This window comes from Methylobacterium sp. WL8, from assembly GCF_008040045.1.
GTDB classification, from domain to species: domain Bacteria; phylum Pseudomonadota; class Alphaproteobacteria; order Rhizobiales; family Beijerinckiaceae; genus Methylobacterium; species Methylobacterium cerastii.
The window spans coordinates 1-1,333 of the sequence record NZ_VRVF01000184.1 but is presented as its reverse complement, the minus strand read 5'-3'; the positions used below and the strand labels follow the sequence as shown (position 1 = coordinate 1,333).

The 1,333-nt window shown below is 67.1% G+C and carries 1 protein-coding gene; it reads right to left on the bottom strand.

Annotated features, from left to right (window positions below):
• Nucleotides 1–148: 148 nt before the first annotated feature.
• On the bottom strand, nt 149–1,252 hold the full coding sequence (locus tag FV234_RS25795; RefSeq protein ID WP_147832440.1) for an IS5 family transposase: 1,104 nt from the start codon (nt 1,250–1,252) through the stop codon (nt 149–151).
• Nucleotides 1,253–1,333: the final 81 nt, after the last annotated feature.

The following is a 1,333-nucleotide window of genomic DNA, read 5'->3' as shown; positions in this document are numbered from 1 at the left end:
CAGGCTGCTGCAGAAGTCTGGTGTTACGCTCGGTTTGGATCGTTATCGGTGTTTGCCACGGATTGGCCGACGTCCGAGAGGCTGGATTCTGCCTCTTCGATGGGAGCCCGGGTTACGGGCCGCGTCTGCGCCCGGCTCGGGTCGCCCCTCATGCGCCTGCTCCGGCCAGAAGCCTCGGTAAGCGCACGAGGTTGTAGGCGATGGCTGCGAAGGTGAAGACCGCCTCGACCTTGGGCAGGGATCGGACCTTCACCTTGGCGAACCCGGCCTGGGCCTTGATCCAGCCGAAGACCTCCTCGATCCGCTTGCGAGACCGCAGGCTGATCGCGTAGCCGGCGTGCCGGGTGGTGCGGCCGTCGAGGGCGGTCTTGCGCACCTTGCCGGTCTTGGACACTGCCCCGTTGATCGCGATGTGCGGCGTCACCTGCCGCGCCCGCAGATCGCCGACGAAGGCTTCCACATCGAAGAGCTTGTCCGCGCCCAGCGTGATCCGGTGCCGACGGGGCAGGCGATCGAGCATGGCCAGGGCGGCCTCGCGCTCGGCCGTGCCGGTGGCGTGGGTGAGAGCCGCGTCCACCACCAGGCCGTTGCGGTTCTCCATCAGCGCATGCCCGAGGTAGCACAGCCGGCTCTCCTGACCGTCCGCCTTGCGGTAGAGCCGGGCGTCCGGGTCGGTGGTCGAGGCGTGGGTCTCGTTCGAGCGCTTCTCGCGGCGGAAGTCGCGCTCGCCGTTGCGGCCCGGTCCTGGCGGTTCGCCCGAACCGTCCTTGGGGCGGAAGCTCTTCATCGAGGCCCATGCCTCGATCATCGTGCCGTCGACCGAGAAGTGGTCGCTCGACAACAGCCGCTTGACCGGCTTGAGCGCCAGCAGCCCCGACAGGGAGGCGCGGGCGACGTCCGCTTCCAGCAGCCGATCACGGTTGTGCGTGAACACCGTCGGGTGCCAGATCGCGGCATCGATCTCCAACCCCACGAACCAGCGAAACAGCAGATTGTAATCGATCTGCTCCATCAGCATCCGCTCAGAGCGCACCGAGAAGAAGGCTTGCAGCAGCGTGGCACGCAGCAGCATCTCAGGCGGGATCGAGGGGCGGCCCAGTCCTGAGTACAGGCCCTCGAAGCGGTCGCTCAGCCCGGCCAGAACCTCGTCCGCCAGCGCCCGGATCGGACGCAGAGGATGATCGGCCGGTACGCGTTCCTCCAGGCGGACGTAGCTGAACAGGTTCTCCGACCGATCTCCGCGCCCGCGCATCGCCTGATCCCACCCCTGCCTCTAACAGAGTGAATCATCTCCGCGACAAGCCTGCCAGCGACTTCTGCAGCAGCCTGCTAG